Raw genomic sequence first — 24,699 nt, forward strand, 5'->3', positions numbered from 1 at the left:
GAATTTCTTGACGACCATAGAGCGTTGGAACCACCTGATCCCATCCCGAACTCAGCAGTGAAACGATGCATCGCCGATGGTAGTGTGGGGTTTCCCCATGTGAGAGTAGGTCATCGTCAAGATTAAATTCCAAAACCCCAATTGCGAAAGCAGTTGGGGTTTTGTTTTTGTCCGCGGGAAAGCGAAATTACAGCCCCAACCGCTTCAGCGTGTGCTCCAAGGGTTCCAGCGAAACACAGATAAAACCATCAAGCGGACGATTGAGTTCCTCTACCAGCAAGATGGTTGCCCCCGTCGACAGGGCACACATCAGTAATACGACGACAATGGTGCCGTTGCATGGTGCAAACAGGCCGAACGAGCCAAAAATGATCGCCAGCCACGTCACCAGGATCACCAGCATCACCGGCGGGATCGATTGATTGGATTGCAGCAGGGTCAGCCAGCGGGTGGCAAAAACCGTGTCCATGTCTTGCAATGCCTCAGCCTTGAGTGAGCGCTGATCATCGTTGCCCGGCGACAGTGATCCGACCTGGCGCTGCAGACCTTCAGAACGATGGATGACTTCAGGGCTATCGAGTGTTGCAATCTGACGGCGATCGCGAGAGGCGAGTACTTTCGTGACTTCGGCGTAGTTGTGCTTGAGCTCGGTGCGGATGTCTTGGGTATCGGTGCCATAGCGGGCCATTAAACGGTCGAATTGAACCACTTTCGCCGCCGCACCCTCCAGTTCGGCATTGGCCGTATCGAATGTGCCCTTGGCAGAGGAGACAAGCAGGCCGAGGACCAGCGCCGACATCGTTGCGATGAGACCGGTGGCCAGTTTCACCACGGTCACGGAGTCGTCGCTCAGGTGATGGCTCGGTAATCGCTCCCTTACGTACGAGCCCAGCAGTGCGCTGGCGGACAGACAGGCGAAAACGATGAGGGCGATCACCACGTCATTCAAATTCAACCTCCGTTGACGCTGTCTTCCGTGGGGGGAGATATCTACTGGTACTTGATCACGATGCCCTTGAGTTTGCGTCCCTCGATGGTCGTCACGTCGCGAGCCCACAGCGGTCCGCTGGCATAGGCACCCACCGCCTGAATGTGGTCATAGACGACCACCACGGCGTCGCCACCGAGTTTGGCGGATTCTACCCGCAGCTTCTGTTCGACTTCAGTAATCGGCGGGGCAGGGTCGATGCTGGCGTCAATCAACACCTCACCCAGGCGCACATGCGGACGAGGAGGCTCCGAGCGCAGCACGACAACCTCGTCCGGCGATGTCGGTGCCGGATGTTCTACGCCGACGTAGGCGGTGGTCTGTGCATCGACAGTGGCGCAGCCATTGAGAGTCAGCAGGCTGGTGATCAGTCCACCGGCCAGTAGCAAGTATTTGAAACGGGTGGGCCAGGACAGGTCGTGGGCCGGCATAGTGGGTTCTCTCCTCTGGTTCGCTGCTATCCATGTGGCTAGTTGACGGTAGCAGACAGGCCGGGAGTTGCCAGAACGCCCAACCTTTTCAGGTTGGGCTTTTTTGTGCCTTGAAGACTGTCGATCGACCAAGGCCTTTCACTGATCCTTTTCGCAGTTGACCATCCACGACACACCAAAACGGTCGACCAGCATGCCGAAGCGCGCCGCCCAGAACGTGGTCTCCAGTGGCATTTGCACAGAGCCACCGCCCGCCAGCGCATTGAAGACCCGCTCGGCCTCGGCAATGCCGTCGACGTTGAGTGAAATCGAACAGGCACTCATTTTATCCACGGGGCGATCCGGTGTGGTGTCCGACCCCATGATCGCCTGATCGCCCACGATCAGGCGGGTATGGATGATCAGGTTGTGCAGATCCTTGGGGAAATGCTCACCTGCAGGGGTTTCACCGAAGGTCAGCATGGCTTCGAGCTGGCCTTGCAGGCACTGCGCATAGAACGTGAAGGCGTCTTTGCAGTCGCCGTTGAAGATAAGGTAGGGATTGATTTTCATGGTCGGCTCCAGTGGCTCGAGTACATACAACGGTTTGGACGCCGGTTTTTTCGGCGAATTCCGATTGTGTCGAGCCGACAAGCAAAGCGCTAAATCTTTGTCGAAGCTTGTGTTTCTTTAGATGTTTTTTCGATAGGACGCGCGATGCTTATCGCCTCCGGCACACGCCGTGGCGCCAGCACACGCTCAATGGCGCCACTGACCATGCTCTCCAACAGCTCATCACGTTCCTGCTCGTCCAGCACATGTGGCGTCAGCCAGCTGGGAGCGCTGTTGAGCAGGGCGCCAATGGCATGCCCGGCGGCCAGCAGGCCCTGCTCGCTGAAGCGCGACTTCGCGCCCAGCATCCTCAGCAACGTGCGTTCGTATTGCTCGCGCAATTGCCGGACCCGAGCCTGTTGCTCTTCGTTCAGGCAACCGCTGTCGCGCTCCACCAGGCGGAAATGCCAGGGCATCTCCCGATGCAGATTCAGATGGGCGCGGATCAGGCTGTTGAGTTTGTCGCGCTTGCCCGGAGCTTTTTGCTGGATACGCCCCAGGGTGGCCAGCAGTTCCTCGTAGAACTCCTCGATCAAGTCGAGCAGCAGATGCTGTTTGCTGGGGTAATGGTGATACAGCGAGCCCGGGGAGAGCCCCAGGCACGTCGCGAGCTCACGCATGCCGACCTGGCCGAACCCCTTGCAGGCAAACAGCTCCAGGACTTTGTCCCGGTACTCGGCAAAGCGCGAGCAACGCTCAGGCATAGGCATGGAAGCCGCGCCCCGTTTTGCGTCCCAGGTAACCGGCGGCGACCATTTCCTTGAGCAACGGCGCCGGGCGATATTTGCTGTCGTTGAAACCGTCATAGAAGGCTTCGAGGATCGACAGCAGGGTGTCCAGGCCAATCAGGTCCGCCAGGGCCAATGGGCCAATAGGCTGGTTGCAGCCCAGGCGCATGCCGGCGTCGATGTCTTCGGCGCTGGCCAGGCCTTCCTGGAACACCAGGATCGCTTCGTTGATCATCGGCACCAGGATCCGGTTGACGACGAAACCCGGACGGTTGCCCGCGGTAATCGCGGTTTTGCCGAGGGTGGTCGCCATGTCCAGCGCCAGTTGGTGGGTCGCGTCACTGGTTTGCAGGCCGCGGATGACCTCGATCAGGCCCATGACCGGCACCGGATTGAAGAAGTGCAGGCCGATGAAGCGCTCAGGCTGGCTGACACTGGCGGCAAGTTGGGTGATCGACAGCGACGAGGTATTGGAGGCAATGACGCATTCGCTGCTGACCTGCGCGGCGATCTGTTGCAGCACACGCAATTTCAGGTCGAGATTTTCAGTGGCCGCTTCGATGACGAGTTGCGCGTCACCCAGGACACTGTAATCGGTGCTGATTCGGATTCTGTCCAGGGTGGCCTGTTTCTGCTCTGGCGTCAGGATTTGTTTGGCGATCTGCCGGTCCAGGTTTTTACCGACCGTTGCGACGGCTTTTTGCAACGCGCTTTCGGATATGTCGAGCAAGGTCACGTTGAAACCGGCCATGGCACAGACTTGTGCAATGCCGTTGCCCATGGTGCCCGCACCGATCACCCCGATGTTTTGCAGATTCATCTTCCCATCCTTCGATCAAACCCTGCGATACCTTGGCCGCGACTGCAGCCGAAGGCGTACTATTGCCGCGAGTCTAGAGCCGGCAGGGCGGTTGTCCTATGCCAAAACTGTTCAACGGCACTGATGTTTTTTGCCATTCGGGTGATGAGAGAGAAGCGAACCAATGCGGGAAAAGGACTCGGTTGCCGCCTATTTCGTGCAGGCAATGATCCATGGGCTGAGGGATGACCCGCAGCGCGTGACGGCCGTGCTCGAACAGGCGGGCATTGATCCGGCGGTCATGCACCAACCCACGGCGCGGGTGCCGGCCAACGCGTTTGCGGCGTTGTGGCTGATTCAGATCCGCGAACTCGACGATGAATTCTTCGGGCTCGACTCCCATGGCATGCCGCCGGGCAGTTTCGCCCTGATTTGTCGCGCCTTGATTCAGGAACCCGATCTGCACAAGGCCATGCGTCAGTGCCTCGCCAACTTCGGCTTGTTCCTGCGCGACTTTCGCGGCTCGTTGGCCGTGCGTGGCAAGCGTGCGGTCATCAGCCTGGAAACCCGTTCGACGGACGACGATGCCAGCCGGTTTGGTGAAGAAACCTTCCTGGTGTTGATGATCAGCCTGCTGTGCTGGCTGGGCGGGCGGCGCATTCCCATTGACCGTGCGGACTTCCGCCATTCGCGCCTGCCGCTGGGTGACGACCGCCTGCTCTGGGGTCCCAACCTGACCTTTGGTGCCGAGCGCACCGAAATCGAATTTGCCAGCCACTACCTGCGTCTGCCCGTCGTTCAGGACCTGGCTTCGCTGAAAGTGTTTTTGCGTACCGCGCCGCAATGGCTGGTGATCCGCTTCCGTAACCAGCATGGCCTCGCAGCCCAGGTTCACCAGCGTTTGCGCGGCAGTCATTACAGTGAGTGGCCGACGTTGCAGGCCTTTGCTCTGGAACAGCACCTGAGCCCCAGCACCTTCCGCCGCAAACTGGAGCGTGAAGGCTGTTCCTATCAGGAGATCAAGGACGAAGTACGCCGGGGCGTGGCCTTTGAGCAACTGCGTCAGAGCGATGCGAGCATCAGCGATATCGCCGAGCAATTGGGTTTCCAGGAACCCAGCGCCTTCCATCGGGCATTCAAGAAGTGGACCGGGGAAAGCCCGGGGCGCTATCGGGCCCGTTATCAGGGGGAGCAGGGCGCAGAGGTGGCCACCCTTCAGGAGCCCTGAGCCATCAACTTTCATACACCTGTATTGAGCGTTAAAGATTCGGTCGAGCGATTGAGCAATCGACTGCCCAGTTCCAGTAACAGCGCTACAACGATCGCCCCGGCGGCAATCACGAACATCAAGGCATGATGGCCGCCACTGGCGTTGAACAGCGCCGAATAAGCGAACCCCGAGAGCGCCTGGAAAGTCGCGAACGACACGGTGGCGCGACTCCAGGCAACCTGTTGCTGATGATGCCCGGGGATCAGTTCATGCACCCGCGCCAACGCCAGCGGCACGATGCCTGGCGGGAAGGAGCCGAGGATCACCGCCAGTAAAGCCAGCGCCGCGAACGAACTGCTGATCGATAAAAGGCCGACCGCCAGCGCTTGCAGCACCAGCACGATACGGATCCCCGTTTTCGCGCCCAGTTGGTCGGCCAGAAAACCGTAGCTTACCGGCCCGACAATCGCGCCCAGCCCATACATCACCCAGATCAGCGCGCCGACATGTGCCCCGGCATTGAGTCCGCGGGCGACGTAATCCACCAGGAACACCATGGCCGGCACCAGCCCGGCCGCCATGAACGCGTATTGGGCGAACAGCAGGTAAACGTTCGGGTCGGTGGGGGTGGACGACGATGCATTCGACGGCGCTACGGTGCCTGGGTGCGCGGTTGTCGGCCAGCCAAACCAACTGGCAGCCGTAAGGATCAGGGCCAGCAAGCCCAGGCCGAACCAGGTTTGCTGCAAGCCGAGGCTCAGCAGCGGCGGCACGATCGTCCCCGATCCTGCGATGCCCAGGCCGATACCCAGGAATATCGCGCCGCTGGCCAGACCTTTGCGGGCCGCCGGGACCTGAGGCAATACGGTGGCCGCCACCAACACCATGATCGCGCCACCGGCAATCCCCGACAGCAGGCGCCAGCCAAAGAACCAGCCCACCGACAACGGAAAGCCACAGGCGAAAAACGCCAGGGTCACCGCGAGCATCATCAGGCGCAGGGCGGTCTTTTTCGAGGTCCGGCGTGCCAGCGGATGGCCGATCAGTGCACCGATCAGGTAACCCACCAGATTGGCGGCGCCGAGGTACACCACGTCACTGGCGCAAAACCAGTGGGCCTGGATCAGCGAGGGAATCAGCGGCGTGTAGGCGAAACGCGCCAGGCCGATGCTGACCAGGCTGGCGCAGAGGCCGGCGAAGATCGGCAGCCAGATCGTACCGGGTGCCGGGGTAAGGGGAGGCGATGAACTGTGCATGTGCATTGTCCTGTAAGGTCACTCAGGCCTTTAGCATATCGAGGTTTTTCGAAGCATTAATGCAGCGATTACGCGCTATGCTGATGCGTAATTGCATCATCAGGAGAGCGTTATGAATTGGGATGACGCCCGGATATTTCTCGCGGTTTGCCGCGAATCCACGTTGCGCGGGGCGGCGCGGGTATTGGGGGTCGACCAGGCTACTGTCGGTCGGCGCATCACGGCGCTGGAAAAGTCATTGAGTGCGACCTTGTTCCTGCGCACCTCCGAAGGTTATGCGCTGACGGCTGTCGGCGAAGCGGCACTCAAGGCCGTGGAGAAAATGGAGCATTCGGCGCTGGAACTGGAACGCCAAATCCAGGGCCTGGACGATCGCTTGACCGGCACGGTTCGCGTCAGTACCACCGATTCTCTGGCGATTGATTTCCTGATCCCGGCGATTGCCCGTCTGCATCGGCAACACCCGGATGTACGGGTACAACTGGACGCCACCACGCAGATCCTCAGCCTGGCAAAACGCGAAGCGGACATCGCCGTACGCAACACCCGGCCGGAAAACCCTGACCTGATCGCCCGACGTATTGCTCGCTGGCCGGTGGGGTTATTTGCCTCGCAAGCCTATGTCGATGCCCACGGCGTGCCGGAGCCGGGTTCGGCGTTCGCCGGGCATGATCTGGTGGTGTATCAACCATATTTGCAGGGCAACAAAGACCTGACGCTGGTCTCGGAACCGGTGGCGCGCGGGCGGATTGTCGCGAGCCTCAGTTCCAGCCTGCTGGTGCGTCGGTCGATTGCGGCGGGGATCGGGGTCGGAGAGATTCCGGTGTACATCGGGGAGAAGGAGGGGCTGGTCAGGTTGTGGCCGGAGCGCTCGCGGCCAATGCCTTATGACATCTGGCTGGTGACCCACGCGGACCTGCGGCATACGGCCAGGGTCCGGGCGGTGATCGATGAGATTGTCGCGGGGTTCGCCGGGACTGGTGAATAACCAGTAGGAGCGAGCCTGCTCGCGATGGCGGAGTGTCAGACGACATCACTGTTGAATGACCCAGCGCATCGCGAGCAGGCTCGCTCCTACAGGGTTTTGTCATGGCATTTGCGGCAGTTCCTGTGGGCGCAAGTCGAAGACCAATACTTCAGCATCCACGCCGTTGCTCAAGGTCAGCGCCTGTTCATCACGAACCCGCACACCGTCGCCTTCCTGCAACAACACACCGTTGAGTTCGACGCTGCCCCGGGCCACGTGCACATAGGCGTAGCGGTTGGCGGCGAGTTCCAGGGTGGCGCTTTCCTTGCCGTCGATCAGGCCGGCATACACCCGTGCATCCTGACGCACCTTGAGCGAACCCTTGGCGCCGTCCGGCGAGATGATCAGTTGCAGGCGGCCGCGTTTCTTCTGGGTGCTGAAATGCTCTTGCTGATAACGCGGTTTGGCGCCGCTGACGTCGGGCACGATCCAGATCTGCAGAAAGTGCACCGGCCGGGTGCTGGAGTGGTTGAACTCACTGTGGGCCACGCCGCTGCCTGCGCTCATCAGTTGCACGTCGCCGGGGCGGATCACCGAACCGGTGCCCAGGGTGTCCTTGTGTTCCAGGGCGCCTTCAAGCACATAGGAGAAAATCTCCATGTCGCGGTGCGGGTGCTGGCCGAAGCCTTTGCCGGCGGCGACGCGGTCGTCGTTGATCACCAACAGGTCGGAAAAACCCTGCTCTTTCGGGTTGCGATAGTTGGCGAAGGAAAAGGTATGGAACGACTTCAACCAGCCGTGATTGGCCAGGCCACGATCCGAGGCTTTGCGAAGAGTCAGCATGATGAAATCTCCTGTGGGGACGTGAATTCGTCCGAGTGAGGAGAAGGTTAATGGTTACTGATTGATGCAATAAGTAGGTAGAAACTGAAATACTGTCTCGGCCAGGTTGACAGTTTATGAGGGCGAATCAGCTATTATTTTCCAACCTCTACGTCGTACTTGGCCATAATGCACAGCACTCCCTGATGCCGGGCGCAGACCCTGTGGGAGCGAGCCTGCTCGCGAAGGCGTAGTGTCAGTCGCTATCAACGTTGGCTGATACACCGCATTCGCGAGCAGGCTCGCTCCCACAAGGGCCCGGTGTTTGGCGGACCGACCTTATTTGATCCCAGTGAATTCCAATCCATGAAAACCGTGGCAATGGTGCTGTTTCCCGACTTTCTCCTGCTCGACATGGCCGGGCCCATGGAAGTGTTTTCCATCGCCAATCGCTATCTGAAACCCGACGATCACTATGTGCTGTCGACCATCGGCACCGAGCCCGGCGCACTGCGGGCGTCCAACGGGGTGAGCGTGCACGCCGACCTGCACATCGATCAGGCCTGCGAGGGTTTTGATTTGCTATTGGTGCCCGGTGGTCCCGGTGCCTACAACGAACGGCATCCGCCATTGCTCGACTGGCTCAGGCACAACATCAGCCGGTCCGCCGCTTATGGCTCGATCTGCACCGGGGCGTTCGTGCTGGGGCATGCGGGCTTGCTCGACGGCTATCGTGTCACCACCCACTGGCACTACACCGAGCGGCTGATCAAGGGCTTTCCGAAGGCGACCGTCGAGACCGACCGGATCTTCGTCCAGGACCGCAACCTGATCACGTCCGGCGGCGTCACCGCCGGGATCGACCTGGCCTTGTCAGTGGTGGCCCAGGACCACGGCAAAAAAGTCGCCCAGGACGTGGCCAAAGTGTTGCTGGTGGTGATGAAACGCCAGGGCGGGCAGGCGCAGTTCAGCCCGTTGATGGCGGCGGTGGCCCCCCACGAAACGGCGATTACCCGGGTGCAGAACCATGTGCTCGAGCATCTCGATGAAACCTACAGCATTGAGCGCATGGCCGGTCTGGCCAACATGAGCCCGCGCCATTTCGCCAGGGTGTTCGCCCGGGAAGTGAGCATGACGCCGATGGAATTTCTGCAAAGCGCACGCATCGATTGTGCCAGGAACCTGCTGGAGACCACCGAATTGCCGCTCAAGACCGTGGCCTTCAAAAGCGGCTTCGGCAGCGTGCGGCACATGCGTTTTCTGTTCAGTGAAAAGCTTGGCCTGACCCCGACCCAATACCGCGAGCAGTTCAGCTAACGCGCGTGTCCGTCATGCGCACCGCAATGGCCGTGACGCTCCCCCCATGGCAGTTGTACCGTCACCGAGGCCTGCCAAGATACCGGTGAACTCATTGCAAGGAAGGTGCGGAGCCTGGGATGGACTCACGTACCGAGCCAGGCTTCCAGCGAGTGACAGCGCATGAACAGCCTCAGAGATATAAACAGCGAAGCGGTGCTGCAATTCGGACCCTACGCTTTGCACCTCAGTCAGCGACTGGTGCTGGAGGGCGATCGACCGCTGCGTCTGGGCGGCCGCGCCCTTGACGTGTTGCAGGTGCTGGTCGAACACGCAGGTTCGGTGGTCAGCAAGGAAGAGTTGATTGCACAGGTCTGGCCGCGCTCCGTGGTCGAAGAAATCAACCTGCGGGTACACATTGCCGCCCTGCGCCGAGCCCTGGGCGACGGGCAGAACGGACAGTGCTACATCGTCAACATTCCCCAGCGCGGCTACAGTTTTGTCGCCCCGGTACAGCATTTGCCGCAGCCTGTAGCGTTCCCGAGCGAGACCGTAAAAAAGCCCCTGCACAACCTGCCGGCGCGGCTCACTCCGATCACCGGGCGCGATGCAATTGTCGGCAGCCTGGTGCGGCAGCTGCCGGTGCGGCGATTCATGACCCTGGTCGGGCCTTGCGGGATCGGCAAGACCACCGTGGCGCTGCGCGTGGCCGAACTGTTGTTGCAGCACTATCGGCACGGCGTGTGGCTGGTGGACCTGGCGGCGATCGATGACCCGGCGCAAGTGACCGATCACCTCACACGAACCCTTGGGCTGGAGGTCGGCACCACGCTGGAGGCGCTGGCGCAGCGGCATGCCTTGTTGGTCCTGGACAACTGCGAACACCTGCTCGAACGCTGCCGGACGTTGATCGAAACGCTGCTGGCTTCGCTGCCGCGATTGTCGATCCTCGCCACCAGCCGCGAGCCCCTCAAGGCGGCGGGTGAAACCGTATTGCGCCTGCCACCGCTGGCGGTGCCGCCGGCTTCAGCGCTGCGCAGTGTCGCCGAGGTCATGGGCTATTCGGCGGTGCAGTTGTTCGTCAGCCGTGCCCGGGCTCGTCAGCAAGGCTTCACCCTGCGCGAGCAAGACCTCAAGACCGTACGGGAAATCTGCCGGCGCCTCGACGGCCTGCCGCTGGCGATTGAATTGGCGGCGGCGCAAATCGATGCGCTGGCGCTGGTGGGGTTGCAAGCGCAACTCGATAACTGTTTTCAGCTGCTGTCCCAGGGCCGCCGCACGGCCGTGCCCCGGCACCAGACGCTCAAGGCAGCGCTGGACTGGAGCTACGAACGTTTGACTGCCGTGGAGCAAACCGTGTTACAGCGCCTGGCGGTGTTCAAGATGGCCTTTACCCAGGACGCAGCGATCGGCGTGATCAGCTGCGACGCGTTGCCGGTCGCCGCCCTGATCGAGGTGCTGGACAACCTCACACTCAAGTCACTGCTGTCCCAGGAGCAGGGCGGCGGTGTGACCCGCTACCGCTTCCTCAACACCACCCGCACTTACGCACTGGAAAAACTCGAGCTCAGTGGTGAGTTGCGCGCCCTCGAAATTCGTTATGCCGGTTACGTCACTCAGACGTGCTGGCCTTCAGGCGGGCAGGTGGCATTGCAACTCGTCGAGTAGCCGGCGAACGGTCATCAAGTCGGGCGTGGCGAAACCTTCGGTGTAACGCTGGTAGATCGGGGCCAGCAATTGATGCGCCCGTTGGGGATCGCCCTGACGCTGCCACAACTGCGCCAGTGAGGTGGCGCTACGCAGCTCCCAGGCCAGCGCACCCTGGGCCTTTGCCACGTTGAGTGCCTTGAGCAGCACGGTTTCGGCCGTCGCGGCGTTGAGCGGGCAATCGGTTGCCAGCAACGTCCTGGCCCTGGCCCGCAGAATTTCTGCCGTGCTCCAGTCCGAAACACCGCTTTGCGCACGTTCGAGCAGTTCATCGTCGACACAGGTCGAATCCAGCGTGACCATGATGTCCTTGATCAAACCGACGCATTGTCGACCGATGGGCTGCACATCGGTGCCGCCTATCACCCGCGCGTAGTGTTGTGCCCAGCCATGGAACAGCAGGACCGAGTGTTTCTGCGTCTGTTGCAGTAGCAGGCGCAGGAGCTCGCGGGCGCTGCGGGTGTCGCCGTTGTAGTGGGCGATCAGGCAGCCGGCGAGCGCCAGGGTGTAGCAGATCGACGTGCCGTGGTTGATCTGCAGCGCGATGTCCAGCGCCTGTCGGGCTGCGCGCCAGGCCTGTTCCGGTAGGCCTTGCAGCCAGAGGATGCGTGCGTGGATGGTCAACGCCGCGACGCTCTGGTCGTATTGCACGCCGAAGCCATGGGTGAACCGGTTGAGATGACCGCTGTGGGCCATGCGTTGCAGCACCTGTTCGGCATGCTCCCCGGCCTGTCGCTGGTCGCCGCAGAAGTGCAGGGCGAGCACTCGCAATCGATGCATGCTCAGGGACATCAGGGCGTCGTCATGTAGCCCCAGTTGATCGAATTGCCGGCTCTGTTCCAGGGCCATCTGGTATTGGCCGCCGCTGAGATTGGCCGCCAGGTGTCCGGAAATCGCCCGCAACTGACCGGCCACATCGTTGAGTCGGCTGGCCAAGGTTCTGGCGCTGACAAAAGCACCAATGGTTTCGGTGCTGGCGCCATGAGCGTGGTAACAGGCATTGCCCAGAGCCAGCTTGAGGGCCATCTGCAAGCGCGGGCAAGGCTCGGCCGACTGCTCGAGCAAGGCCAGCGCCTTGCGCACATAACCGCCGTGTTCCTTGAGCAGTGACAACTCCTGCCACAGGGGCGTAGACGTCGCGGCCAGACGTACAGCCAGCGCCTGCGGCCCTTGCGCGTGCAAACCCCAATCGAGAGTCGCGCGGATGTCCTCCAGGGCCCGGCCATAGCGTTCGAGCCACAGGCCGGTCGAGGTTCTCTCCCAGTCGTCCTGCGCCTGTTGCATCAGCGTCAGGCAACGCTCGGCATGGCGCTCCCGAGTGCCGGGCAGGTCGGTGGTTTGCGCAAGTTTTTCCAGGGCATAGCCGCGGGTGGTGTCGAGCAGGCTGTAGTAAACATCTTCGTCGCCCACCTCCACGTTCAGCAGTGACTTGGCGACCAGTTGGGTGATCGAGCCGAACACTTCGCGGGGTTCGATGTGTTCGCCGACGATCACCGCCGCTGCCGACTCCAGGGTGAAGCTGCCGCGAAACACACTGAGTCGGCGCAGGCAGGTCTTTTCGCAGGCATTAAGCAGTTCGAAGCTCCAGTCCAGTGTCGCGCGCAACGTCTGATGACGTGCCAGCGGCGTCTGGCAGGGCTGGGTCAACACCCGGAAGCTGCTTTGCAACTGCGCCAGCAGGCCGGGCAATCCGAAGTTGCCCACTTGCGCCGCTGCCAGTTCGATGGCCAGTGGAATGCCGTCCAGTCGGTGGCAGATGTCGATCAACAGCGGCAGTTCATCATCCGTCAGTTCAAAACTGTCATGACTGGCCATGGCCCGCTCGACAAACAGTTGCAGGGCGGAAAAGGTCATGGCCTGGGCGCGGTCGAGGACGGCGATGGGCGGCGGGCAGTCGAGCGACTCCAGACGCTGAACGAATTCCCCTTCGGCCCGCAGGCTCTCGCGGCTGGTGGCCAGGATGTGCACGTGCGGTGCACTGCGCAGAATGTTTTCGCAGAGCAGGGCGATGGCGTCGACCAGGTGTTCGCAGTTGTCCAGGACCAACAGCATTTGCCTGTCGCGCAGACAGTCGGCAAGACCGCTCAGGGGGGCGTCGTCGTGCAGGGCCAGTTCGAGCAATGTCGCCAGGTGGCCGTCGATCATCAGCGGGCAGTTGATCGGGGCCAGGTCCAGCAGGCGAATGCCGTCCCGGTAGCGACCGATCATTTGTTCGGCGACCCGCAAGGCCACGGTGGTCTTGCCGATGCCGCCGGGACCGACGAGGGTGATGAAGCGCTGGTGTGGCAGTTGCACCACCAGATTGTCGACCAGCGTCTGCCGGCCGATCATGCGCGTGTGGCGCACAGGCAGGTTATGCCGGTTCGGTGCGCAAATCACGGCCGCTGGCGGTTGCTCGGCCTGCTCCAGTGAGTGCGGTGCGACGAAGCTGTACCCGCGCTGGGCCACGGTGACGATGTAGCGCTGGCCGGCCTGACCGTCGCCGAGCGCCTTGCGCAACGCGGCCATGTGCACCCGCAGGTTGATGTCTTCGACCACGCTGTTGGGCCAGACCCGGGCGATCAGTTGCTGCTTGCTGACCACGTTGCCGGCGTGCTCGAGCAGGATCAACAGGATGTCCATGGCACGCCGCCCCAGGCGCAAAGGCTGGTCGGCCTCCATCACCAGGCGTTGTCCGGGGTAGACCCGGTAGGGGCCGAAATGCACAGCCCGTTCGGGGGAAAGGGTCAACGAGTCGCTCCTGCTGCATCCGTCTAGTACGCGGTTTTCGAGCATATTCCTCAGGTTTTTTACGGAGCGCAATGCGCCGCCTGAGTGACTGAAGGGGCAGGCAATGACTCTAGCGTATCAGGCAGCGGCTGTCGGTCCCGAAAACATTGGCTGCGACAGATGGGCAGGACTTGCCGGGGCTTTTTGCGCGCCAAGGAAAATTAACAACGTTTAACTCGTCGTGCGTCCGGTCTACGCCAAAACTCTGGTCCTGTAGGAGCGAGCCTGCTCGCGATGGAGTATCAGTCGACACCAATGTGGCTGACACACCATCGCGAGCAGGCTCGCTCCTACAAGGGAGATCAACTCATCACTAGGACACCTGAATGAGCAACGTGGTGGTGGTCTATCACAGTGGCTACGGGCATACCCGGGTCATGGCCGAAGCCGTGGCCGCGGGCGTGGAACGGCACCTGGGCAGCACCTGCCGGTTGATCCCGGTCGAGGAAGTGGACGAGCACTGGGCGCGGCTGCACCGCGCCGACGCCATCATCTTCGGCGCGCCGACCTACATGGGCAGTGCCTCGGCGGCCTTCAAGGCGTTCATGGAGGCCACGTCGGCGTTCTACCTGACCCAACCCTGGCGCGACAAGCTCGCGGCGGGCTTCACCAATTCCGGCAGCCTGTGCGGCGACAAGCTCAACACCTTGCTGCAGATCGCGGTGTTCGCCGCCCAGCACTCGATGATCTGGGTCGGCCTCGATCTGCTGCCGGCACGCTCCAGCATCGGCGCGTTCAACGGCCAGCTCAATCGCCTGGGCAGCTCGCTGGGCGCCATGGCCCAATCGAATGTCGAGCAATCCCCCGACGATGCCCCGCCGCCCGAGGATCGCTGCACCGCCGCGCACCTGGGCGAGCGGGTGGCGCGCCTGGCGGACCGCATGAAGCCGTCACCGGTTTGATTCACCCCCCAACCCTCGTTAAGGAGGCATCACCCATGAGCACCTTCACTACCCGCGACGGCGTCGAGATCTACTACAAGGACTGGGGCACCGGTCAGCCGGTTGTCTTCAGTCATGGCTGGCCGCTGAACGCTGACAGCTGGGAGTCGCAGATGATTTTCCTGGCTTCCAAGGGCTACCGGGTCATCGCCCACGACCGACGCGGTCATGGGCGCTCCAGTCAGCCGTGGTCGGGCAATGACATGGACCATTACGCCGACGATCTGGCGCAGTTGATCGAGCTGCTCGATCTGCAAAACGCCGTGCTGTTCGGCTTCTCCACCGGTGGTGGCGAAGTGGCGCGCTACATCGGTCGCCACGGCACCGGCCGCGTGGCCAAGGCCGGACTGATTTCCGCGGTGCCGCCACTGATGCTCAAGACCGAAGCCAATCCCGGCGGCCTGCCGCTGGAAGTGTTCGACGGCATCCGCCAGGCCTCGCTGGCCGACCGTTCGCAGCTGTACATCGACCTCGCCGGCGGACCGTTCTTCGGCTTCAACAAACCCGGCGCGAAACCGTCCCAGGGCATGATCGACTGGTTCTGGATGCAGGGCATGATGGCCGGCCACAAGAGCGCCTATGACTGCATCAAGGCATTCTCGGAAACCGACTTCACTGAAGACTTGAAGAAGTTCGACGTGCCGACCCTGGTGGTGCATGGCGACGCGGATCAGGTCGTGCCGTACGAAGCGGCGGGCGTCTCCTCCGCCAGACTGGTGAAGGGCTCGACCCTGAAGATTTACCCGGGCGCCCCTCACGGTTTGACGGACACGCATAAGGATCAGCTGAACGCTGACCTGTTGGCGTTCCTCAAGGGTTGATGTGTGACTGAAAGATCGCAGGCTTCGCCAGCGCCTACACGCTAGCGTGCATGCCCGAAGGCTGCGATCTTTTGCTTTTAAGGCCATGCACCACCTGGCAGCGCCAGGCAAACGGATTGATGCCTTCGCTGCGGGTGAAGATGTGGCAGAAGTGCGCCTGATCGCAGAAGCCGCATTCGAGGCTGATCTGCGTGAGGCTCAGGCCGGTGTACTGGATCAATTGCTTGGCCAGGGCAATGCGCTGCTGGCGAATCCAGTCCTGTGGCGAGAGGCCGGTGCTGCACTTGAATGCACGGGAGAAATGACTGCGCGAGAGGGCGCAGGCCTGTGCCAGTTCAGTGACCTCCAGGCTGTCGCCCAGACGTTCGAGGATCAGTTGTTTAACCAGTTTTTCGCGTTGCGGGCTGAGGCCGCCGGTGTGGGGCTTGCGAGGTTCGCTGGCAGGTGCGCGGGCGGTGGTTTGCTGTGGGTAAGCCATGGCCATTGTCCGGTCGGGGAGGAAAAGCGCTGGCGCCCGGTTCGAGCGATCAGCACCGTTACTCTGGAAAAAAACTGTTCTGCGCTGAGGGCTTCATTGTTGGAGGCGCCCGCTATGGCTGACGAGTTAAACGTTGTTAATTCCATGCCCGAGGGTGTGAACACAGCACATCGTTGCAAGTGCCGGCAATGGCGATTGGCACAAGATGCGCACAATGGAGCGGGCTATAACGGACCGCCGCTTGGCCTGAAAAAGGTAAACAGATGAAACGGACATTGCAGGGAACGCTCGGCGCCATCGGCCTGGTTCTGATCTGCGCCGGTGCACAGGCTCAGGCGCCCGCGCAGGTTGGCACACAAGTACCCGGTTACTTCCGCCTGGCGCTGGGGGATTACGAGGTGACGGCGCTGTTCGACGGCTACAACGATCTGTCGCCCAAGCTATTGCAGGGCATGAGCCAGGGCCAGATCCGCGCTCTGCTGGCCCGTCGTTCGATTGAAACCCCGGGGGTACAGACCGCCTTCAACGCCTTTCTGGTCAACACTGGTAAACAGCTTGTCCTGATCGACACCGGGGCAGGGCAGTGCATCGGTCCTACCGCCGGCCAACTGCCGGCCAACCTGCAAGCGGCCGGCTACAAACCGGAACAGGTGGACGCCATCCTGATCACCCACCTGCACCTGGATCACGTCTGCGGTCTGGTGGACGGCCAACAGCAACCGGTGTTCGCCAACGCCACGGTGTATGCCGCCAAGGCCGAGGCTGACTACTGGCTCGATCCGCAGGCATTGGCCAAGGCACCGGAAGCGGCCAAGGGCTTCTTCAAGGTCGCCCAGGACTCCACCGCGCCTTACGTTGCCGCTGGCCGTTTCAAGACCTTCACCCCCGGCCAGTCACCGCTGCCGGGTGTGGTCGAGGCGCAACTGGAAGCCGGGCACACGCCGGGGAGCACCACGTACCGTTTCACGTCTCAAGGGCAAAGCATCCTGTTCATGGGCGACCTGGTGCACAACCTCGCCGTGCAGTTCTTGCATCCTGAGGTGTCGATCGGTTTCGACGTCGACAGCCAGCATGCGATCAAAAGCCGCAACCAGGTGTTCAGTGCCGCTGCCGCCAGCAAGACCTGGGTGACGGCGGCGCACCTGCCATTCCCCGGCATCGGTCATATCACCGCCGAAGACAAGCATTTCCAGTGGGTGCCGGTGGAGTACGGGCCGTACAAACGAGCGGCAAACGTGCCGTTGATCGAGTAAAGTCGACGGCATTCGCGCCTGGCCGAACACACAAGGAACCCGTGCCAATGAACCGTAACGATCTGCGTCGCGTCGACATGAACCTGCTGGTGATTTTCGAAGCCTTGATGTTCGAAAAGAACCTGACCCGTGTCGCGGAAAAACTGTTCATGGGCCAACCGGCGGTGAGCGCCGCGCTGGGGCGTCTGCGGGATCTGTTCGACGACCCCTTGTTGCTGCGCAACGGTCGCGGCATGGAACCGACGGCGCGGGCGCTGGCGATTCTCAAGGAACTGCAACCGGCCATGGATACCATTTCCGGCGCGGTCAGCCGGGCCAAGGAGTTCGATCCGGCGACCAGTTGCGATGTGTTCCGCGTCGGGCTGTCGGACGATGCCGAGTTCGGTTTGTTTCCGCCATTGCTGCGTCAATTGCAGGAAGAGGCGCCGGGGATTGTCGTGGTCGTGCGGCGGGCCAATTATCTGTTGATGCCGGCGCTGCTGGCGTCGGGAGAGATCTCGGTGGGCGTGAGTTACACCACGGATCTGCCGGCCAATGCCAAGCGCAAGAAGCTGCGCGATATTCCCTGCAAAGTGCTGCGCGGCGACACCCGGCCGGGGACGCTGACCCTGGATGAGTACTGCGAGCGGCCCCATGCGATGGTGTCGTTCTCGGGGGACTTGAGCGGCAATATCGACCTGGATCTGGCGAAGGTCGGGCGTAGTCGTCGTGTGGTGCTGGGGGTGCCGCAGTTCAGTGGGTTGCGGGCGTTGCTCGCCGGGACCGAGATGATTGCCACCGTGCCCGATTATGCGGCGTGTGCGTTGGTTGAGGGGTGTGGGTTGCGGGCCGAGGATCCGCCGTTCGAGATCGAGGCGGCGCAGTTGTCGATGGCCTGGAGTGGGGTGCATGACAATGATCCGGCGGAGCGGTGGTTGCGGTCGCGGATCAGTCAGTTCATGTCTGTGGCTTTGGATATTCCCTCCTGACTGAGTACATATCCGTTTCTGCGGTAACGGCGGCTGGCGGTTTCGCCCTTACGGCGAGTCCCTTTTGGCAAACGCCCCAAAAGGAACCAAAAGGTCTCGCCCCTTACGTACGGCCCCTCGCTGAGGCTCGGCGTTCCTTCGCTGCGGTATTCATCCGGGGGCATTGCCCTCCGGTCGGCTTCGCTTCGACCTACATGCAATGAGTTCGACTGCGTCGAACGGCGCTGCGCGCCAATCCCCGGATAAACACCTCCACTCAGCCTTCCGAGGGGGCGGGTGGATCAAGATCAAGAGCTGCAGGCGAGCTAACGCTCGGCCTGATGAGTGGTGAGAAGCGGCGCGGTGTACGCGCTCTGTCTTTGCTCTTCTGTAGGAGCGAGCTTGCTCGCGATGGCGGCCTGCCAGCCGACCAATCTCTCACAGACATACGCTGATCCACTGTAGGAGCGGGCTTGAACGCGAAGGCGGCGGGCCAGCCAACCAATCTCTCACAGACAAACGCTGATCCACTGTAGGAGCGAGCCTGCTCGCGATAGCGGTGGACCAGTCAACGCCAATGCCGGATGTAATGCCGCCATCGCGAGCAAGCTCGCTCCCATAGGGAATACGCAGTGTTCCGACAGCGCTGTTTAAAAGCCGTCAGCCTCTATTCCTGAAAGCTACGCCGCCTTGCGTCGTTGCCTACAACTACGCCAGAATCCGCCGGCTTGTGAGTCTTGTACCCGGTCTTTATCGTTTCCCTGTCGCTGCAAATTCAGCGACCGGGTTTAGCGACCCGACCAGGTATAAGCGCAACAAGGCTCCAGTCTGCAATTTTCGACATGGTGGCTGTGCGCGGGAGGCCTTCGGGTCTGCCGGGTCTTATACCTCCCGGTTCGCTAACCTGCGTACAGCTGCCACCCTTACTTGTTTAGCGACGGGTTTTGGTGGTTTCACCAGGTATAAAGGAGCTCCGCCATGTTCAAACCAACCCCCAATCCCCCGCAATCCGACGACGTTTCCCCCTACGACTCGCTCGACTCCAGAAAGCTCCACGAAGCCGCCGACCGCGCGCTGGATCACTACCTGAACCCCGCAAAAGACCCGGCTCCATCGCACAAACCCAGCACGATGTTTGTCATCGCCCCCGACATCAACACTGAAACGCTATTGGCCCACGCCTGCGAATCCCTGGCCTCGGCCAGCATCATGGCCAGTGACCTTGCGGGGTTTCTGCAAAGTCCTCATCGCAATGCGCTGCTGGGCATTGCGCAGATCATCATGTTGGGCGAGTTGGCGGTGAATCGCGCGCTGGATAATCTCGATCCGCAAGGCTAACCGAGTAACCGCAAGCAACGAGTAACCCTGTGGGAGCTTGCTCGCGATGGCTGCATCACATTCAGCATGGATGTCGACTGACCCACCGCAATCGCGAGCAAGCTCCCAAAGGGTTCCATGCCGTTTGGCCACTCTCGGTCTTCCCGCAAACAGAGCACGTACATTCAATTTTTCCTCCCCCCGTCCCGGCACTATCGAATCCAGTCCCGGCGCATCGACGCCGGTGGTTTTTCATTTGTGCGGGTAGGCCATGGACGCTTCGCGACGCGATGATCGGGCGCAAGACTGGGGGCTGCTGTTCCTGCGGGTCAGCGGCAGTTTGTTCCTGTTGTGGGTGCATGGTTTGCCCAAGCTGCTGCACTACAGCGCCGAGCTGCAAAACATCGAAGACCCTTTCCAGCTGGGCGCGAACCTGACGCTGCTGCTGGCGATTTTCGCCGAGGTGGTGTGCCCGCTGCTGATCGTCGCCGGGTTGCTGGCGCGTCTGGCGTGTTTGCCTATTCTGTTTCTGCTGTGGGTGTCGATGTTGGTCGTGCATCCGCAGTGGACGCTCTTCGAGGGCCAGTTCGGCTGGCTGTTGCTGATCGTGTTCACCAGCATTTTCATCGCCGGGCCGGGACGGCTGGCGCTCAATGTCCGTTTCGCCGGAGCCTTGCGTTATGTCTGAATCCAATCGCCGTGAGCCGGCAAGTCCCGGGCCTGATGAGGTGGTGACCCTGATCGTCAAGCACCGGGTCAAGGCCGGTTTCGAAGTGCCTTATGAAGCCTGGCTGCGCAACATCGTCAAGGTGGCCGCGCAGAACGTCGGGCACCTGGGCGTGGATGTGGTACGTGGCAAGAATGCCGGCCTGGACACCTACACCTGCGTGCTGCGCTTTTGCTCGACCGAGGCGATGCAGAACTGGCTCGACTCACCGCAGCGCCAACAACTGGTCAACGAAGCCGCGCCGATGCTCGCCGATGGCGACCAGACCGAAGTCAATCCGGTCAACGAGTTCTGGTTCTCGCCTCAGGCCGAGGCCGGTACGCCACCGCCGCGCTGGAAGCAGGCCGTGGTGACGCTGCTGGTAATCCTGCCGCACACCTTGCTGGTGCCGCTGCTCTGGGGGCCGCTGCTACAGCTCAACGCCTTGCTCTCCAATTACGTGGTGGCCACCTTCCTGATCACCCTGACCATCGTGTTGTCGGTGGTTTACCTCTTCATGCCCATGGCGACGCGTCTGTTCGCGCCCTGGCTGTCTCCCTCAACATTGCACGAGGAACCGTGATGAACGCCGATCTGATTCTGTTCAATGGTCAATTCCATACCGTTGACCGCGAAAAACCGCTCGCCAGCGCCGTGGCGATCAGCGACGGGCGTTTTGTGGCGGTCGGCAGCGATGCCGAAGCCATGGCCCTGCGGGGTTCCGGCACCCAAGTGATCGACCTCAAGGGCCGCTGCGTGATCCCCGGGCTCAACGACTCGCACTTGCACCTGATCCGTGGCGGCTTGAACTACAACCTGGAACTGCGCTGGGAAGGCGTGCCGTCCCTGGCCGATGCCTTGCGCATGCTCAAGGATCAGGCTGACCGCACGCCGACACCGCAGTGGGTGCGGGTGGTCGGTGGCTGGAACGAATTCCAGTTTGCCGAAAAGCGCATGCCGACCCTGGCGGAGCTCAATCAGGCGGCACCGGACACGCCGGTGTTCGTGCTGCACCTGTACGACCGCGCCTTGCTCAACCGTGCCGCGTTGCGTGTCGCCGGCTACACCCGCGACACGCCGAACCCGCCGGGTGGCGAGATCGTGCGTGACGCCAACGGCGAGCCGACCGGCATGCTGGTGGCGCGGCCCAACGCGATGATTCTGTATTCGACCCTGGCCAAGGGGCCGAAGCTGCCGCTGGAGTATCAGGTCAACTCGACCCGTCAGTTCATGCGTGAACTCAATCGCCTGGGCCTGACCAGTGCCATCGATGCCGGCGGCGGTTTCCAGAATTACCCGGACGATTACCAGGTGATCGAGCAGTTGGCGAAAGACGAGCAACTGACCGTGCGCATCGCCTACAACCTGTTCACCCAGAAGCCCAAGGAAGAGTTGACCGACTTCAAGAACTGGACCGGCAGCGTGAAGCTGCACCAGGGCGACGATTTCCTGCGGCACAACGGCGCCGGGGAAATGCTGGTGTTCTCGGCGGCGGACTTCGAAGACTTCCTCGAACCGCGCCCGGACCTGCCGCAAACCATGGAAGCCGAGCTGGAACCGGTGGTGCGCCATCTGGTCGAGCAACGCTGGCCGTTCCGTTTGCACGCCACCTACAACGAATCCATCAGCCGCATGCTCGATGTGTTCGAGAAGGTCAACCGCGACATTCCGTTCAATGGCCTGCCATGGTTTTTCGACCACGCCGAAACCATCACCCCGCAGAACATCGAGCGGGTGAGGGCACTGGGTGGCGGCATTGCGATCCAGGATCGCATGGCGTTCCAGGGGGAATATTTCGTCGAGCGTTACGGCGCGAAAGCGGCCGAAGCCACGCCACCGATCAAACGCATGCTGGCCGAGGGCGTACCGGTGGGCGCCGGTACCGACGCGACGCGGGTGTCGAGCTACAACCCGTGGACCTCGTTGTACTGGATGGTCAGCGGTCGCACCGTCGGCGGCATGGAGTTGCACGCCGAAGGCCTTTCACGCCTGACGGCGCTGGAACTGTTCACCCACGGCAGCGCCTGGTTCTCGTCGGAGCAAGGCAAGAAGGGCCAGATCAAGGTCGGGCAACTGGCCGACGTCGCGGCCCTCAGCGCGGATTTTTTCAGCGTCGATGAAGAGGCCATCAAGTGGATCGAATCGGTGTTGACCGTGGTCGGCGGCAAGGTGGTGTACGGCGCCGGTGACTTCGAGAAGCTCGGGCCGGCCAGTGTGCCGGTACTGCCGGACTGGTCGCCGGTGGTGAAGGTGCCGGGCCACTGGCGTCCGACCTCGCCAATGCAGGCCCAGGTTCACCATTGCAGCGGTCCGTGTGCGGTGCATTCCCACAGTCATGAACGGGCGCGTCTGTCGAACGCGCCGGTCAGCGATTTCGCCGGTTTCTGGGGCGCCTTTGGCTGCTCGTGTTTTGCCTTCTGACGAATTCAAAAAAAGCGCCGGCCCAACCGGTCGGCGCTGACTGCGACAACCATCCATCAAGGAGTTTCCAATGAGCAACGTTCCGTACAAACGCCTGAACAAAGACGATGCCGTGGTTTTGCTGGTCGACCACCAGACCGGTCTGATTTCGCTGGTACAGGATTTCTCGCCCAACGAGTTCAAGAACAACGTGCTGGCGCTGGGCGACATCGCCAAGTTCTTCAAACTGCCGACCATCCTCACCACCAGTTTCGACAGCGGTCCGAACGGTCCGATTGTGCCGGAGCTGAAGGCGCAGTTCCCGGACGCGCCGTTCATTGCACGCCCGGGCCAGATCAACGCCTGGGACAACGAAGACTTCGTCAAGGCGATCAAGGCCACCGGTCGCAAGCAACTGATCATCGCCGGTGTGGTAACCGACGTGTGTGTGGCGTTCCCGACCCTGTCGGCCATTGCCGAAGGCTTTGAAGTGTTTGTAGTGACCGACGCTTCCGGCACCTTCAACACCACCGTGCAACAAGCCGCCTGGGCACGCATGTCGGCCGCCGGTGCGCACCTGCTGAACTGGTTCTCCGTGGCCTGCGAGCTGCAAGGTGACTGGCGCAACGACATGGAAGGCCTGGCCAACCTGCTGTCCGAGCGCTTGCCGAACTATCGCAACCTGATCAACAGCTACACAAAGTTCACGGCCAAGTAAGTACGCTGCACTTGTAGGAGCGAGCCTGCTCGCGATTGCGGTCTGCCATTCAATATCGATGCTGGCTGATCCACCGCTATCGCGAGCAAGCTCGCTCCTACAAGGTTTTGTGTGAACCGTTGATCAACGCTTTTGCAACCAACTCAAAAACCCACCTTTCCTGACCGCCACCGGCTTGGCCATCAACGCCATGCGGCTGTTCTGCTGGCGCACCGCCTGCAGCTTGTTCAACGCCCGGTCGACTTCCCGTCGTTGCACCATGCAACTGCGGGTCAGGGATTTGTCGAGACGGTAGATGATGCTTGAGGTCATGGCGGTGAACCGTGCCTGGGACGGTGTGTCGGCGAGGATGCTTTGTTCGCCCATGACTTCACTCGGCCCCATGCGCCCGGCTTCGATCTGCGTGCCGCCGTCGGGGACAGTGGCGCTGACCACGCCGGTGGCGATGACGAACAGGCTGTCTGGCACTTCATCCAGATCCAGCACCACCTCACCGGCCGCGTATTGCTGCGCCACCATGTTCTGGGCCAGTCGATCACGTTCCTCTGCGCTCAGGGAGCGGAAGATTTTCACTTCATCGAGCAAGGCCCGTGCACGGGTCGACGGCTCGATCACGCCATCGGGTTGCCGGGAAATGCCTGCCGCTTCGAGGTGCCGATGGGCCAGGTCGAACAGTTGATTGCGCACTTCGCCCTTTTTGCCCAATTCGGCGATGAAGCCACTGGCCACGTATTCGGACATGGTTTCGCCGGCCTCCTTGAGCACGGCTTTCGGCGGTGGATCGAGCAGCAGGCTGCTGCTGCCCTGAAGGGTGCGGTCCAGCGCATCGAGTACCCGGCGCGGGCGGATGTGGTTGGGCACCAGAATGCTGATCGACACGCCGTGCACATTGAACGGGCGGCTGAGGTTGACGATCTTTGCCTTGGCCGCCACCGAGTTGGGCACCACCGCCGTGCTGCCGGCGCTGGTCAGCAGGTGGGTGGCACGCCAGTCGATGTCCAGCACCTTGCCTTCAATGCCGTCGATGGAAACCCGGTCATCGACCTGGTACGGCTTGGTGGTGTTGAGCACGATGCCGGAGAACACGTCGCTCAAGGTGCTCTGCAATGCCAGGCCCACCACGATGGCGACAACGCCGGAGGTCGCCAGCAAACCTTTCACCGGCAGCTCCAGCACGTAGCCGGCGGCGGCGACCACGGCAATCAGGAACACCAGTGCGCCGATGACATCCTGCAACAGCCGGCCGCTGTGGCCGATGCGCCGCATCAGGGCCAGACCGATCACTTCGGTGAGCACCCGCGCGGTGTACAGCCACCAGAGAATCCCCAGTGCCGTGGCCCCCAGTTGCGCCACGGGATCATCGGCAAACAACGGCGCCTGCAACGGGCTGACGCCGGCGTTGATGAGCACTGCGCTGAACAGCACAAACAGCGCCAGGCGCACGCCGACCCGGCTGACGCGATGCTTGAATGGCGCGAGGTGCCAGAGCAGGGCGTCGATGGCCAGCAGCAGGGTGCTCAGGGAGAGCAGGTGACCGAGGAGAAAGGACATGGG

General features: G+C 61.7%; 23 protein-coding genes and 1 rRNA gene. 14 read left to right on the forward strand and 10 right to left on the reverse strand.

Annotated features, from left to right (window positions below):
* Positions 1–6 precede the first annotated feature (6 nt).
* Positions 7–122, forward strand: a 5S ribosomal RNA gene (rrf, locus tag BSF44_RS06695).
* 65 nt (positions 123–187) lie between these two features.
* Here the strand turns inward: rrf and BSF44_RS06700 are convergent.
* The 5 genes from BSF44_RS06700 to BSF44_RS06720 form a co-directional block, all read right to left on the reverse strand.
* Entirely contained in the window at positions 188–940 is a 753-nt protein-coding gene (locus BSF44_RS06700) for a hypothetical protein (RefSeq protein WP_256589013.1), read from the reverse strand.
* A gap of 50 nt (positions 941–990) precedes the next feature.
* A complete protein-coding gene (locus BSF44_RS06705) occupies positions 991–1,419 on the reverse strand; it encodes a hypothetical protein (protein WP_095942829.1) in 429 nt (142 codons plus the stop codon).
* Positions 1,420–1,557: 138 nt separating this feature from the next.
* Complete coding sequence (locus BSF44_RS06710; RefSeq protein WP_095942830.1) at positions 1,558–1,971, reverse strand: VOC family protein; 414 nt, start codon at positions 1,969–1,971, stop codon at positions 1,558–1,560.
* Between the two features lie 89 nt (positions 1,972–2,060).
* Entirely contained in the window at positions 2,061–2,720 is a 660-nt protein-coding gene (locus BSF44_RS06715; protein ID WP_095942831.1) for a TetR/AcrR family transcriptional regulator, read from the reverse strand.
* Entirely contained in the window at positions 2,707–3,558 is an 852-nt protein-coding gene (locus BSF44_RS06720) for a 3-hydroxybutyryl-CoA dehydrogenase (protein ID WP_095942832.1), read from the reverse strand. The genes BSF44_RS06715 and BSF44_RS06720 overlap by 14 nt, the downstream gene beginning before the upstream one ends.
* Positions 3,559–3,721: 163 nt before the next feature.
* Here BSF44_RS06720 and BSF44_RS06725 point away from each other — a divergent pair, with 163 nt between their 5' ends.
* Positions 3,722–4,765 (forward strand): AraC family transcriptional regulator, encoded by a 1,044-nt coding sequence (locus BSF44_RS06725; protein WP_095942833.1) that lies wholly within the window; start codon positions 3,722–3,724, stop codon positions 4,763–4,765.
* Between the two features lie 11 nt (positions 4,766–4,776).
* Here BSF44_RS06725 and BSF44_RS06730 read toward each other — a convergent pair whose 3' ends face one another.
* Entirely contained in the window at positions 4,777–6,003 is a 1,227-nt protein-coding gene (locus BSF44_RS06730) for a YbfB/YjiJ family MFS transporter (RefSeq protein ID WP_095942834.1), read from the reverse strand.
* A gap of 112 nt (positions 6,004–6,115) precedes the next feature.
* On the opposite strand from BSF44_RS06730, the gene BSF44_RS06735 reads away from it, so the two are divergent.
* A complete protein-coding gene (locus BSF44_RS06735) occupies positions 6,116–6,991 on the forward strand; it encodes a LysR family transcriptional regulator (protein ID WP_095942835.1) in 876 nt (291 codons plus the stop codon).
* A 99-nt stretch (positions 6,992–7,090) separates the two neighbouring features.
* Here the strand turns inward: BSF44_RS06735 and BSF44_RS06740 are convergent, their stop codons facing one another.
* On the reverse strand, positions 7,091–7,813 hold the full coding sequence (locus BSF44_RS06740; protein WP_095942836.1) for a pirin family protein: 723 nt from the start codon (positions 7,811–7,813) through the stop codon (positions 7,091–7,093).
* A gap of 345 nt (positions 7,814–8,158) precedes the next feature.
* On the opposite strand from BSF44_RS06740, the gene BSF44_RS06745 reads away from it, so the two are divergent.
* Together BSF44_RS06745 and BSF44_RS06750 are read left to right on the forward strand one after the other, a co-directional pair.
* Positions 8,159–9,109: a GlxA family transcriptional regulator gene (locus tag BSF44_RS06745; protein WP_095942837.1), complete on the forward strand. Its 951-nt coding sequence runs from the start codon at positions 8,159–8,161 to the stop codon at positions 9,107–9,109.
* A gap of 162 nt (positions 9,110–9,271) precedes the next feature.
* Positions 9,272–10,756 carry a winged helix-turn-helix domain-containing protein gene (locus tag BSF44_RS06750; protein ID WP_095942838.1) on the forward strand — a complete coding sequence of 495 codons (1,485 nt, stop codon included), beginning with the start codon at positions 9,272–9,274 and terminating at the stop codon, positions 10,754–10,756.
* On the opposite strand, the gene BSF44_RS06755 is transcribed toward BSF44_RS06750, so the two are convergent.
* Positions 10,721–13,525 (reverse strand): winged helix-turn-helix domain-containing protein, encoded by a 2,805-nt coding sequence (locus tag BSF44_RS06755; RefSeq protein ID WP_095942839.1) that lies wholly within the window; start codon positions 13,523–13,525, stop codon positions 10,721–10,723. The genes BSF44_RS06750 and BSF44_RS06755 overlap by 36 nt on opposite strands.
* A gap of 365 nt (positions 13,526–13,890) precedes the next feature.
* On the opposite strand from BSF44_RS06755, the gene BSF44_RS06760 reads away from it, so the two are divergent.
* Both BSF44_RS06760 and BSF44_RS06765 read left to right on the forward strand, forming a co-directional pair.
* On the forward strand, positions 13,891–14,466 hold the full coding sequence (locus tag BSF44_RS06760) for a flavodoxin family protein (protein WP_095942840.1): 576 nt from the start codon (positions 13,891–13,893) through the stop codon (positions 14,464–14,466).
* A 35-nt stretch (positions 14,467–14,501) separates the two neighbouring features.
* Positions 14,502–15,326 (forward strand): alpha/beta fold hydrolase, encoded by an 825-nt coding sequence (locus BSF44_RS06765; RefSeq protein WP_095942841.1) that lies wholly within the window; start codon positions 14,502–14,504, stop codon positions 15,324–15,326.
* Between the two features lie 34 nt (positions 15,327–15,360).
* Here BSF44_RS06765 and BSF44_RS06770 read toward each other — a convergent pair whose 3' ends face one another.
* On the reverse strand, positions 15,361–15,804 hold the full coding sequence (locus tag BSF44_RS06770; protein WP_095942842.1) for a helix-turn-helix domain-containing protein: 444 nt from the start codon (positions 15,802–15,804) through the stop codon (positions 15,361–15,363).
* 263 nt (positions 15,805–16,067) lie between these two features.
* Here BSF44_RS06770 and BSF44_RS06775 point away from each other — a divergent pair, with 263 nt between their 5' ends.
* The 7 genes from BSF44_RS06775 to ycaC all read left to right on the forward strand — a co-directional run bounded on the left by BSF44_RS06775 (position 16,068) and on the right by ycaC (position 23,145).
* The gene (locus tag BSF44_RS06775) at positions 16,068–17,057 is read left to right on the forward strand and encodes an MBL fold metallo-hydrolase (RefSeq protein ID WP_095942843.1); all 990 of its coding nucleotides are present in this window, start codon (positions 16,068–16,070) and stop codon (positions 17,055–17,057) included.
* Positions 17,058–17,104: 47 nt separating this feature from the next.
* The gene (locus BSF44_RS06780) at positions 17,105–18,025 is read left to right on the forward strand and encodes a LysR family transcriptional regulator (protein ID WP_095942844.1); all 921 of its coding nucleotides are present in this window, start codon (positions 17,105–17,107) and stop codon (positions 18,023–18,025) included.
* 957 nt (positions 18,026–18,982) lie between these two features.
* A complete protein-coding gene (locus tag BSF44_RS06795) occupies positions 18,983–19,342 on the forward strand; it encodes a DUF6124 family protein (RefSeq protein ID WP_095942846.1) in 360 nt (119 codons plus the stop codon).
* 250 nt (positions 19,343–19,592) lie between these two features.
* Entirely contained in the window at positions 19,593–20,009 is a 417-nt protein-coding gene (locus BSF44_RS06800; RefSeq protein WP_095942847.1) for a DoxX family protein, read from the forward strand.
* Positions 20,002–20,610 (forward strand): antibiotic biosynthesis monooxygenase, encoded by a 609-nt coding sequence (locus BSF44_RS06805; RefSeq protein WP_095942848.1) that lies wholly within the window; start codon positions 20,002–20,004, stop codon positions 20,608–20,610. Before BSF44_RS06800 ends, BSF44_RS06805 begins: the two co-directional genes overlap by 8 nt.
* Positions 20,610–22,448 carry an amidohydrolase gene (locus tag BSF44_RS06810; RefSeq protein ID WP_095942849.1) on the forward strand — a complete coding sequence of 613 codons (1,839 nt, stop codon included), beginning with the start codon at positions 20,610–20,612 and terminating at the stop codon, positions 22,446–22,448. Before BSF44_RS06805 ends, BSF44_RS06810 begins: the two co-directional genes overlap by 1 nt.
* Positions 22,449–22,518: 70 nt before the next feature.
* The gene (gene ycaC / locus BSF44_RS06815; RefSeq protein ID WP_095942850.1) at positions 22,519–23,145 is read left to right on the forward strand and encodes an isochorismate family cysteine hydrolase YcaC; all 627 of its coding nucleotides are present in this window, start codon (positions 22,519–22,521) and stop codon (positions 23,143–23,145) included.
* A gap of 123 nt (positions 23,146–23,268) precedes the next feature.
* On the opposite strand, the gene BSF44_RS06820 is transcribed toward ycaC, so the two are convergent.
* Positions 23,269–24,696 carry a mechanosensitive ion channel family protein gene (locus BSF44_RS06820; RefSeq protein ID WP_095942851.1) on the reverse strand — a complete coding sequence of 476 codons (1,428 nt, stop codon included), beginning with the start codon at positions 24,694–24,696 and terminating at the stop codon, positions 23,269–23,271.
* Positions 24,697–24,699: the final 3 nt, after the last annotated feature.

Origin of the sequence: Pseudomonas sp. ACN8 (assembly GCF_002303925.1) — a bacterium.
In the GTDB taxonomy this organism is placed as follows: domain Bacteria; phylum Pseudomonadota; class Gammaproteobacteria; order Pseudomonadales; family Pseudomonadaceae; genus Aquipseudomonas.

What these genes read in the sequence shown, in the direction of transcription:
- BSF44_RS06705 (WP_095942829.1), bottom strand. Translation starts at nt 1,419, where the DNA reads ATGCCGGCCCACGACCTGTCCTGGCCCACCCGTTTCAAATACTTGCTA.
- BSF44_RS06710 (WP_095942830.1), bottom strand. Translation starts at nt 1,971, where the DNA reads ATGAAAATCAATCCCTACCTTATCTTCAACGGCGACTGCAAAGACGCC.
- BSF44_RS06715 (WP_095942831.1), bottom strand. Translation starts at nt 2,720, where the DNA reads ATGCCTATGCCTGAGCGTTGCTCGCGCTTTGCCGAGTACCGGGACAAA.
- BSF44_RS06720 (WP_095942832.1), bottom strand. Translation starts at nt 3,558, where the DNA reads ATGAATCTGCAAAACATCGGGGTGATCGGTGCGGGCACCATGGGCAAC.
- BSF44_RS06725 (WP_095942833.1), top strand. Translation starts at nt 3,722, where the DNA reads ATGCGGGAAAAGGACTCGGTTGCCGCCTATTTCGTGCAGGCAATGATC.
- BSF44_RS06730 (WP_095942834.1), bottom strand. Translation starts at nt 6,003, where the DNA reads ATGCACAGTTCATCGCCTCCCCTTACCCCGGCACCCGGTACGATCTGG.
- BSF44_RS06735 (WP_095942835.1), top strand. Translation starts at nt 6,116, where the DNA reads ATGAATTGGGATGACGCCCGGATATTTCTCGCGGTTTGCCGCGAATCC.
- BSF44_RS06740 (WP_095942836.1), bottom strand. Translation starts at nt 7,813, where the DNA reads ATGCTGACTCTTCGCAAAGCCTCGGATCGTGGCCTGGCCAATCACGGC.
- BSF44_RS06745 (WP_095942837.1), top strand. Translation starts at nt 8,159, where the DNA reads ATGAAAACCGTGGCAATGGTGCTGTTTCCCGACTTTCTCCTGCTCGAC.
- BSF44_RS06750 (WP_095942838.1), top strand. Translation starts at nt 9,272, where the DNA reads ATGAACAGCCTCAGAGATATAAACAGCGAAGCGGTGCTGCAATTCGGA.
- BSF44_RS06760 (WP_095942840.1), top strand. Translation starts at nt 13,891, where the DNA reads ATGAGCAACGTGGTGGTGGTCTATCACAGTGGCTACGGGCATACCCGG.
- BSF44_RS06765 (WP_095942841.1), top strand. Translation starts at nt 14,502, where the DNA reads ATGAGCACCTTCACTACCCGCGACGGCGTCGAGATCTACTACAAGGAC.
- BSF44_RS06770 (WP_095942842.1), bottom strand. Translation starts at nt 15,804, where the DNA reads ATGGCTTACCCACAGCAAACCACCGCCCGCGCACCTGCCAGCGAACCT.
- BSF44_RS06775 (WP_095942843.1), top strand. Translation starts at nt 16,068, where the DNA reads ATGAAACGGACATTGCAGGGAACGCTCGGCGCCATCGGCCTGGTTCTG.
- BSF44_RS06780 (WP_095942844.1), top strand. Translation starts at nt 17,105, where the DNA reads ATGAACCGTAACGATCTGCGTCGCGTCGACATGAACCTGCTGGTGATT.
- BSF44_RS06795 (WP_095942846.1), top strand. Translation starts at nt 18,983, where the DNA reads ATGTTCAAACCAACCCCCAATCCCCCGCAATCCGACGACGTTTCCCCC.
- BSF44_RS06800 (WP_095942847.1), top strand. Translation starts at nt 19,593, where the DNA reads ATGGACGCTTCGCGACGCGATGATCGGGCGCAAGACTGGGGGCTGCTG.
- BSF44_RS06805 (WP_095942848.1), top strand. Translation starts at nt 20,002, where the DNA reads ATGTCTGAATCCAATCGCCGTGAGCCGGCAAGTCCCGGGCCTGATGAG.
- BSF44_RS06810 (WP_095942849.1), top strand. Translation starts at nt 20,610, where the DNA reads ATGAACGCCGATCTGATTCTGTTCAATGGTCAATTCCATACCGTTGAC.
- ycaC (WP_095942850.1), top strand. Translation starts at nt 22,519, where the DNA reads ATGAGCAACGTTCCGTACAAACGCCTGAACAAAGACGATGCCGTGGTT.
- BSF44_RS06820 (WP_095942851.1), bottom strand. Translation starts at nt 24,696, where the DNA reads ATGTCCTTTCTCCTCGGTCACCTGCTCTCCCTGAGCACCCTGCTGCTG.